The sequence below is a fragment of the Flavisolibacter ginsengiterrae DSM 18136 genome, assembly GCF_059568575.1.
This window is the reverse complement of record NZ_JCANTR010000012.1, coordinates 91,877-101,587: the sequence shown is the minus strand read 5'-3', so window position 1 is coordinate 101,587 and position 9,711 is coordinate 91,877. Positions and strand designations below refer to the sequence as shown.

Sequence of the window (9,711 nt, the reverse complement as noted above, 5' to 3'; positions counted from 1 at the left end):
CCCGGAAGCATCCTTACCAAAAATCCCCATTCCACATCCTTATAAAAGTTGATGTCACCATCCACGGTGCCTGTTGCTGTAATGTATCCTACTTGCCTTGCCATATGATATTAGATTTTATAGCTGCAAGTTTTTAAAAATCCCTCTCAGTTCAAAACCCGTATGTCCGTTTTGGCCGTTTTTGACCGATTTGACCGGTATTGACCGCTTTTGACCGTATTGGCCGGTTTTGTCCGTTTTCCTTTCTAACCAATTGATCCTTACTTCTTTTTCCCTCATTAACATTGAACATTGAGCATTGCTCATTGAGCATTATTCCTCCTTCCACCTAAGCAAGACCGCTATAAACCATGCCTCACCGACCTAACCCCCTTCATCATTCGACATTCCTTGTTCATCTGTTTGATATTCCCCTCCTTCTCCCTATCTACAGTATAGCAACGTCCTGGCTGCAGTATAGCTAAGGTATAGATACTGCGTGATCACCACGCAGTATCTATACCGCAGGTAGGGAGTAGATAGGGGGTAGCTATGCTCCAGCCCGGGAATAGACAGTTCCCAAGCTGCTACCAGGTTGTAATGAACCAAGAGGTTTGATTAACCATAATACCACAAGGCGTTCCGATGGAACGCTATGGAAGGTTTCACACAATATGCTACCGACAAAGTGTTACAATGGAACACAAGAAGACATAATCAACTCCAACATATTAACTGGTTAACTCCCAACCTTTAACCCCCAATTTTTAAATTAGACTTCCTTCTAGGAAACAAGAGGATCGAATACACGCGCTACATGACAACAACCACACTCATCCCTTGTGTACCCATTAATGTATCAACCTCTCCTAATTATATATTATTTATTGGAATGTAAAAACTGACGGATAGCGGTGTTTTGTCTGACCATCATCATTATCCCCGATTGTTGGCTGTCCTACCTTGAATTGTTCTTTTAAAAGTTTTTTTATGGAAACAACATTCAAAGAAGTAACAAGACAAAGTATTGTCGAAGCCCCCAAAACGAAACAGAAATATGTATTCTCCTTTCATGAAGGAGATGGTAAAAACAAACAATTATTAGGTGGCAAAGGAGCCAACCTTTGCGAAATGACCCAGATCGGGTTGAATGTCCCTCCCGGCTTTGTGATCTCCACTGAAGCCTGTATGAGTTATTTGTCAGGCAACAAACAACTGCCTGCAGATACTATGGAGCAGGTGTTGGAACACATGAAGGAAGTGGAAGCATCAACCGGCAAAAAATTCGGTGACCCCGAAGATCCCCTGCTGGTATCAGTACGGTCAGGATCAGCCCTTTCCATGCCTGGAATGATGGATACCATCCTGAACCTTGGCCTTAATAAAGAAACGCTTCATGGCCTGATCCAGCAAACAAGGAACGAGCGCTTTGGCTATGATGCGTACCGCCGTTTCATCCAACTGTTTGGAAAGGTGGCCTTAGGCATACCAGATGAAGTATTTGATAAGATATTCGAAGAAGTAAAACATAAGGCAGGTGTAAAAATAGATATTGGACTCAGTGCAGATAACCTGAAAGAGATCAGTGAACGCTTCCTGCAAGCAGTGAAAGATTACACGCAGAAACCTTTCCCTGAGAATGTTTATGAACAACTGGAGATCGCCATTAAGGCTGTCTTTAACTCATGGACAGGCAAAAGGGCTGTTGACTATCGCCGTGAATTCAACATCACTCCTGATCTTGCTAATGGTACCGCAGTGAATATTGTGGCCATGGTATTTGGCAATATGGGTAATGACAGTGCCACAGGTGTGGGCTTTACCAGAGACCCTGGCACTGGTGAAAACGTCATGTTCGGCGAATACCTGGTAAACGCCCAGGGTGAAGATGTAGTAGCCGGTATACGCACTCCAAAAGCTGTACACCTGCTGGCAGAAGAAATGCCTGACCTGCACAGGCAACTGGAAGATTTGCGTGACAAACTGGAAAGCCACTACAAAGAAGTACAGGATTTTGAATTCACCATAGAGAAGGGTATTCTTTACTGCCTGCAAACCCGCAACGGTAAGATGAATGCAGCTGCCATGGTACGTACTTCTGTTGAAATGGTACAGCAAGGTTTATTGACCAAAGAAGAAGCCTTATTCAGGATCAAACCTTCTACTATTGAGCAACTGTTGCACCCACGCCTGGGCGCACACGACCAGGAGCCATTGGCACAGGGTCTGCCAGCCTCTCCGGGCGCAGCTTCAGGGCAATGCGTATTTGATGCTGACAGGGCCGAATTCCTGGGCCATACAGGCCAGAAAGTGATACTGGTTCGTGAGGAAACAAAACCGGAGGACATTCATGGATTCTTTGCCGCACAGGGCATATTAACAAGCCGTGGTGGCAAGACCTCTCATGCTGCTGTTGTGGCAAGAGGCATGGGTAAACCATGTGTAGCCGGTGCCGAAGGAATTAAAGTTGATGTCAAACTAAGACAGGCAACTATTGGTGATAAAACCCTGTATGAAGGTGATTTTATTACAATAGATGGTGGAACAGGTTATGTTTACAAGGGAGTTATCCCTACGGTTGAATCTGAATTCAGCAATGAACTGAAGACCCTTTTGACATGGGCAGATGAAGCCTCTACACTAAAGGTGATGGCCAATGCTGATACACCTGATGGAGCAGCCAAAGCCATTCAATTTGGTGCCGTTGGTATCGGGCTTTGCCGCACAGAAAGAATGTTTAATGCAAGTGACCGTTTGCCAATAGTTGTTGAAATGATCATTGCCAATACGGATCATGAAAGAGAAGAAGCATTGAATCAATTATTACCTATCCAGAAACAGGACTTCAAGGAAATATTGACTACGATGGCGCCTCACCCGGTAACCATTCGTTTGCTTGATCCTCCTATTCATGAATTCCTTCCTTCTGAAGAAGAACTGAAAGAAGAATTGCAGCACCTGCGTCATTTAAAAGAGACCGCCAGTGGTGTAAGCAATTTGTTTAGCAGCCTTCACCTGCTGCATGCAGAAAACCTGGAACTGAAGAATGTACTTCCTTTTAATGGCAAGGGTGTTGAACTGATAGAACTGGCCATTTCCAAAAAAGAAAGCATATTGAAGAAAGCCCATGAACTACACGAAGTGAATCCAATGCTGGGTCACCGCGGTGTAAGATTGGGACTTACCTATCCGGAGATCTATAAGATGCAGATACAGGCTATCCTGGAAGCAGCAGCAGAATGCCAGAAAGAAGGCATAGATGTTCATCCGGAGATTATGGTTCCACAGGTATGCACAGCCGAAGAACTGAAACAGGTGAAAGTGTATGTGGATGAAGTAGCCAAAACCGTTGAAGCATCCTATGGCATCAGGCCAAGGTTTGAATTTGGAACTATGATAGAGGTGGTAAGGGCATGTATGGAAGCAGATGAACTGGCTAAAGAAGCCGATTTCTTTTCCTTTGGTACCAATGACCTGACTCAGGCAGCCTTCTCTTTCTCAAGGGAAGATGCGGAAAACAAATTCCTGCCTTTCTATGCAGAGAAAAACATCCTACATGACAATCCATTTGAGATCATAGACAGGAATGGTGTTGGCAAACTGATGAAGATAGCAGTAGAATGGGGCCGCAAGACCAAGCCAGGTTTGAAGATCGGTATTTGCGGAGAACACGGTGGACAGCCAGACTCCATTAAATTTTGTCATGAACTGGGTTTGAATTATGTATCCTGCTCTGGTCCAAGGGTGCCTGTAGCAAGATTAGCAGCTGCTCATGCCAAACTGGGCGAGGCCGTTGATAAAGCTTTGTAATGACCCGGCTGCCCTGTCGCTATCCTGTCTCTACAGGATAGCACACGGGCGCAGCCAAAAATGAGAACCGCCGTTGGAAGATCCCAGGTTGCATTATAACCGGCAATTAACCAGCGGCAAAAGAACACACATTGGGAACGCCTCTTTTACTACACAGCATGAAAGAGGCTTCCTGTGTGTTTCTATTATTCAGAACCGATACATTAGCGTTTACCTGTTTACTTACCTTTTGCAGTTGATGTTTTTAACCAATTTGCATACATGGTTTCTTCCGGCACATCTGTAGGACTTTCAAAGAAAATATTATATCCATCAGGATCTGTAAGCCTGACCACCCACATATTGTTGCCGACAAATGGTTCAGCTATTAGAAGTCCATTAGATATGATATGTTTATACATTGCCAAAGCATCATCACAAATAAAATAAACGCTTACTCCTATACCTAATTTTTCAGCAGGTGGACTTTGCCGATATTCCTGGAGCATGACAGAGGCATTGTCCAGTTGAAGCCAGCACCATTCAATCCTTCCTCCTGGCTCCCATTGATTTTTTATGGAAAAGCCCAGTCTTTCAACATAAAAATGGAGCGAGTTATCCATATGGGTTACCATGAAAAATGGAACGGCTAGCTTAACATTCAGGTTGTTCATACAATCGTTATTTATGATTGAGTCTGAGATGCATGATGGTATTCAGTTTGCCTTTTATTCAAAAGCTTCTATTGTAAAAAGGTCTCTTGCGTGCAATCTTATTTCAGTAGTATTTCCTTTCTTTTATTTTCATCTGGGTGCGTACAATCGTAACAGTTCCCATTGCCGCAACTATTCCAAAAGCAATCCATGCCCCAAAGCAACTCCTTTGCTAATTCATGAATGTCATGTTCTTTTTCCGTTCTTTCTTCCAGCAAGGATAAATAAGCCTTTATCTTGCCAGCCATTCTATTTTGAGTTCTTTCAGAGGGGATATTATTAAGATGGAAAATAAAATTCTGTACACTTTCAATGTGGTAATATTTCCACTGATTTCTTTCTCTAGTAGATTTCAAAGCATCCAGCTTTGATTGCAAAATATCTCTGGATATTATCTTCTCAGTCATGTTTTTCTGACATGAGGCATCAAGTTAAAAGAAACTGTCTTTAGTTGCAAACTTCGTAAAGCGTTTCGTTTCTTATTTAAGGTTTTTCTGGAAGACTACGGATAACGGGGGCAATATGCAATATCTTATCTATGTTTTGTTCATATCTGCTAACCATCCTCTCACCCTTTACTTTGGATGACACGGCAATAAAATAAGGTGTACCAATCATCATTAGCACTGGTGCAAGCATGCTCCCAAAAGAATGAATCCATATGCCTTTAACCAAGCCAATTGTGGCTATCAGAAGAAATATAAATAAGATAACAGGGAACTTTCCAGGAGGCTTTATTTTGACTTCGATCTTTGTTGTATTGGTATCCATTTGCAAAAGCTTTCCCCATAAGGTAGTCACATTGAAGGGTAAAATAGGTGTCCCCCTAATTACAGAAGCCATAACAAAATTATGCTCTGAGGAGTAGTATCCAGAAAAGTCAGATCCCTCCAGCAACCCTCCTGATGTAGAGAAAATAACCTCTATAGCTGCCTTAATGTCTTCAATAGATTGGTTATACTCATACACTCTTCTGATCTCAGGAAATATCCAACCTTTTACTTTTATCATATCTAAGGAATCTGTTACAACAAACGTTTACCGGCTTAACGCAGTGAAGTTCATCAATGATTTGTCAGCCTAAATTTAGGTATTAGTCAATAGTATTACAACTGCCGAACCTGTATCTATCGTAAATTTCAGAAACTGTCCTTAGTTGCAAACTAAGGACAGCTTTTCGTTTCTTATTTAAGGTTTTCCTTGAAGACTAAGGATAACGGGGGAGAAAATGTCACACTTAAAATTAGAAGCAGCTTTCTCATAAGGTTACACACAACGTAAAAGCATTTGCGATGGCATGGCAATAGTGAATTGTCAGCCTGGTACAAAAGTTAAATTAAAAAACTGATGTTGAAGTTAAGAACTAATGACCAACGGCGTAATGTCTGCTTAAACCAAAGCTTAGAAATGATTTGTCGACGATTGTTTCGACGTCCAGCCATGCTATCGCAAAGCCATGCTATCGCAAAGCATTCATGTAAAAGAGTAGCTTACCCTTTTAAAATTCGGAGGTAAGTTATGAAACAACTCTTTATTGGTTTAGACGTCCACAAAAAAACTTGGGCAGTAACCATTCAGGAAGATCATCTCATACTTAAACGGTTCACTATCGAAGCAGACGCTGATCTACTGATTGGCTACGTAACAAGACATTTTCCACAACACCAGGTGCAGTGTTGCTATGAATGCTGTTGCTGTGGCTATCATATCTATCATTCACTCACAGCTGCAGGTTGGGAAGTGCTGGTGGTCAATCCAGGTGACATCGCAAGGGGTAATAAACAAGTAAACACAAAAACAGATAAGGTAGACAGTGCTTACCTGGCACGGGAACTTCAGGCAGGAAGACTGAAAGGCATTTACATCCCCAATCATAAGCAGGAGCAGTTCCGTAGCCTTTTTCGCAGGCGTAATGACCTGGTCAAAAGCCTTAGGCGAATTAAATGTCATATCAAGTCGATGCTGCTCTACTATGGAATTGTATTGCCTGAAAAGTATGACAACATCAACTGGAGTAAGGACATGATCCAGTGGGTGTACAAACAAAGATGGTCTTATGCTACTGCCACCGAAGCCATGAAAAGCAGGTTGGAAGAATACCTTTTCCTTCGCAAACAGTACCTGCATGTAGGAAATGAATTAAGGAGCTATGCACGCAAGCACTTTAAAAAAGATTATTACCTGCTCAGAAGCGTTCCAGGCATTGGTCCTTTGACAGCCATTGGAATGCTGGCAGAAGTAGGTGACATCAGGAGGTTTAGAAACATTGACCACCTGAGCAGCTATATTGGACTGGTGCCTTCCGTGCATAGCAGTGGAGAAAAAACCTACAGCCGTGGCATTACCTACAGAAGCAAGCGCCTCCTTAGAAGCTACCTTATGGAAGGAGCCTGGGTGGCCGCCAAACAGGATCCTTCCCTGATGGTCTATTACGAAGAGAGAAAAGGATGTGATCACAAAAAATTAATCATAAAGCTGGCTGCAAAGACTTTAAGCAGGATCTATCATGTGATCAAAACAGGAGAACCATATGAGCTACTGAAGCCGTAGACCTGGTGCATAATCTTATTTACCTGAGGATCTTAATACTATGCAGAGAGAAAAAGTTTTTACAAAAGTGGCGACTGTAAAACATCGGTTGCAGATGCGTAAAAGTATATTGCTTCGCAAAGCATACAGCGCCACTTCCTTTTCTTTTACAAATGCCTGCAGTCCCATAGTATGCGGGAACTGCTTATAGGATGCTGAGACAAAGGTAGTAAGATCATAAAATAAGTAACAGCTGAGAGAGAAAGTAATCAAACGGGAAACGGATTAAAGGTATTATCAGCTGCAAGGAAAACTACTGTGCAGCAACGAAAGCCAGCAACACCAGAATATTTGGAAAACCCTTGAAAGTCAACGTAACTTCATGAGACCAACCAGCTATCTCTTTACATAGGATGCAATGTTGTACGTAGCCTTTCAATGTCATTTAGACTATTGACCGTTAAATCACAGATATATTGCTCATTACCTCTTGGGAAATCCTTAAATTCTCTGAGTCCGGTAGTCCCAATTCGTCGGTAAGTTCATTTAAAAAATCGAAATGTATTTTAATGAACTGTTGCAATCTTGGAATATTAAGTTGTATAGTTTGTAATTGTGAGTCTTTGCTGATAACGCTTTCTATCGGAACTAATAGGCTGATTAACATGTTAATTGGGGAATATTTTGGCGGTAGTGTTTTTATAAGGAAATAAAACCAATAGGGGAAACAACGGTCTAAAAAGTCAAAGTACCTCCTCACTTCTTCAATTTCATGTAATTCTCGTTCGTCATTATCGAAACCCGTAACTAAAATATTGAACTTACCCTCATACTTTCTGGCTTTCATTTTTACTCCATCAAGATAGTTTAGAACGCCAATATGGTCAAAGGTTTCGATTTCCTTCCTGGAAATACTCAAAATCATCATTCCATATTTCTTTGGGTTGGGGTTACCTTTTTTCATCTAGCACTTTATCAAATTCATAAAATGTATACACTTTGTAATTATCAACAAGAAACTTAACAGCATTTGAGCTGCCAGTAATAAAATAAGGTTCTATTCTACATGACGAATCCGTTTGAATATTAAACTGCTTATTGTAAATGTCTTTTATAATATCTAAGTTGCCACTTACCCAATTAATCTTAGTAAGGAACTTCTGATGATACTTTTTCTGTTTAAAATGGTCACTAATAACCTTGCCCATAGACCTTGCGTCTTTAGCAGGTGCATGATATTTGGCTTCGATAACCAGTAAGGTATTACTAGTTGGCTGATATGCAATTATATCAATCTCTCCGCAAGGAATTGTTGTTCCATTAATCTTGTCTATTGAAATACAGTAGTAACCTTTATTGGTAATTAACTGTTTTAGTTTTGTTTCAAAAAGATTTTTGTGAAAATATTCTTCGATATGGGAGATTGCCTGATTTATATCGATGTTTAGATTTTTTAAATCCTGTCTTTGGCCATATACTAGTCTTGAAACAAAAACGTCTAACCACTCCGCAATAAGAGTGCCTGTCAGAATTATATGCTTTTTTGAAGCCATTACAAAATCAAACCTAGCAGCTCTAGGATCATAAATAGTCTCTAAATGCTCTTCCAAGTAAATAATAGCTCCTGAAAAATTAAGCATTCTTTCTTGTTGACTCCTGCTTAAAAAATCCCTATTATGATACGTCGCTGACTGATTATCCAATAGTATGAAATCTATAATTGATTTACTAAGATGAGGTGGAAACTCCGAAAACTTTGAAAATATGCTTATTGCTTCATCATACGTAGTCACTAAAATAGATGCTCCAATTCTAGGGCTTATTTTACTTATAAACACTTCTGCAAGGGTGCGAACTTGTTTTAAATTGAATCCAAAATACTTTTCAAGCGTAGCATTAATCATTCCCATTAACCTTTCATCGTTATCGACAGCAAAGTCTTTGTACTTTTCCCAATTTGGCTTTTCCTTCATGTAATTTATTATGCCCTTGTAGAATGCAGTTTCTTTGCTGTTAAACTGTAACCCCTTTGTGAAAACATAAGGGTTTAATTTTACTCTCGCAGATGAAAGGTTTGATTTGAAATAGTGTAAGTAGTTTGAATATTCTGAACAATGACTGAGGGCTAACAATATAGTAAAAACTTTGGCAACTTCTTTTCGGTCGGGTCTGGACGAATGGTTTACAGAAGTGTTCTTTGATTTTTCTAAAGAAATCTCTATTACGTATCTCCAGCCGTACCTTCCGATTGGTGCAAATATTTCTGGTCCTTTTACATTGCCAACGTTTCTTTTAGTTTCATTATTAAAAAGTACTAACGACCATATTTCGAGTTCAATATATGCTACCCTTACCCAAGCTGCAGGATGATATTTGTTAAGTGTCTGTATTAGCTCTTCATGTAGTCTGTTATAAGCAAGATTATAAAAGTGTTTGCAATCTTCCGTAGTTTCAAGAGTATTGAATTTGTCCTTCGGCCAAACCTCATAAGCAATGATTGATAATAATGGAAAGTCAACTTGATATTCAGGGCTGAGATGTTTTTTCAGATGTTTCTTTTTCAAGGAAGTTCAAATTGTGTAGATGTCAAGAAGGTTACGTACAACAGTTAGTATTTGCGCTAATATACGCTGTTTTTTTACCCACGACAATATGCGATATCTCTTGTAAATGAGTCAGATAGAATAATAAACGCGGATTA

General features: G+C 40.4%; 7 protein-coding genes. 2 read left to right on the top strand and 5 right to left on the bottom strand.

The window, feature by feature from the left end:
- Nucleotides 1-969 precede the first annotated feature (969 nt).
- Entirely contained in the window at nt 970-3,789 is a 2,820-nt protein-coding gene (gene ppdK / locus BP74_RS13675) for a pyruvate, phosphate dikinase (RefSeq protein WP_496374910.1), read from the top strand.
- Nucleotides 3,790-4,007: 218 nt separating this feature from the next.
- Here ppdK and BP74_RS13670 read toward each other — a convergent pair whose 3' ends face one another.
- From BP74_RS13670 to BP74_RS13660, 3 genes are all read right to left on the bottom strand, one after another.
- Nucleotides 4,008-4,442 (bottom strand): VOC family protein, encoded by a 435-nt coding sequence (locus BP74_RS13670; protein WP_496374909.1) that lies wholly within the window; start codon nt 4,440-4,442, stop codon nt 4,008-4,010.
- 98 nt (nt 4,443-4,540) lie between these two features.
- Complete coding sequence (locus BP74_RS13665; RefSeq protein WP_496374908.1) at nt 4,541-4,888, bottom strand: hypothetical protein; 348 nt, start codon at nt 4,886-4,888, stop codon at nt 4,541-4,543.
- Nucleotides 4,889-4,964: 76 nt separating this feature from the next.
- Nucleotides 4,965-5,492, bottom strand: coding sequence for a hypothetical protein (locus BP74_RS13660; protein WP_496374907.1), 528 nt, complete (start codon nt 5,490-5,492; stop codon nt 4,965-4,967).
- Between the two features lie 507 nt (nt 5,493-5,999).
- Here BP74_RS13660 and BP74_RS13655 point away from each other — a divergent pair.
- The gene (locus BP74_RS13655; protein ID WP_496374906.1) at nt 6,000-7,031 is read left to right on the top strand and encodes an IS110 family RNA-guided transposase; all 1,032 of its coding nucleotides are present in this window, start codon (nt 6,000-6,002) and stop codon (nt 7,029-7,031) included.
- Between the two features lie 439 nt (nt 7,032-7,470).
- Here BP74_RS13655 and BP74_RS13650 read toward each other — a convergent pair whose 3' ends face one another.
- Both BP74_RS13650 and BP74_RS13645 read right to left on the bottom strand, forming a co-directional pair.
- The gene (locus BP74_RS13650) at nt 7,471-7,974 is read right to left on the bottom strand and encodes a hypothetical protein (protein ID WP_496374905.1); all 504 of its coding nucleotides are present in this window, start codon (nt 7,972-7,974) and stop codon (nt 7,471-7,473) included.
- On the bottom strand, nt 7,961-9,574 hold the full coding sequence (locus tag BP74_RS13645; RefSeq protein WP_496374904.1) for a hypothetical protein: 1,614 nt from the start codon (nt 9,572-9,574) through the stop codon (nt 7,961-7,963). The genes BP74_RS13650 and BP74_RS13645 overlap by 14 nt, the downstream gene beginning before the upstream one ends.
- Nucleotides 9,575-9,711 lie beyond the last annotated feature (137 nt).

Excerpts from the sequence above, each read along its gene's own strand:
- ppdK (WP_496374910.1), top strand. The coding sequence starts at position 970 with ATGGAAACAACATTCAAAGAAGTAACAAGACAAAGTATTGTCGAAGCC.
- BP74_RS13670 (WP_496374909.1), bottom strand. The coding sequence starts at position 4,442 with ATGAACAACCTGAATGTTAAGCTAGCCGTTCCATTTTTCATGGTAACC.
- BP74_RS13665 (WP_496374908.1), bottom strand. The coding sequence starts at position 4,888 with ATGACTGAGAAGATAATATCCAGAGATATTTTGCAATCAAAGCTGGAT.
- BP74_RS13660 (WP_496374907.1), bottom strand. The coding sequence starts at position 5,492 with ATGATAAAAGTAAAAGGTTGGATATTTCCTGAGATCAGAAGAGTGTAT.
- BP74_RS13655 (WP_496374906.1), top strand. The coding sequence starts at position 6,000 with ATGAAACAACTCTTTATTGGTTTAGACGTCCACAAAAAAACTTGGGCA.
- BP74_RS13650 (WP_496374905.1), bottom strand. The coding sequence starts at position 7,974 with ATGAAAAAAGGTAACCCCAACCCAAAGAAATATGGAATGATGATTTTG.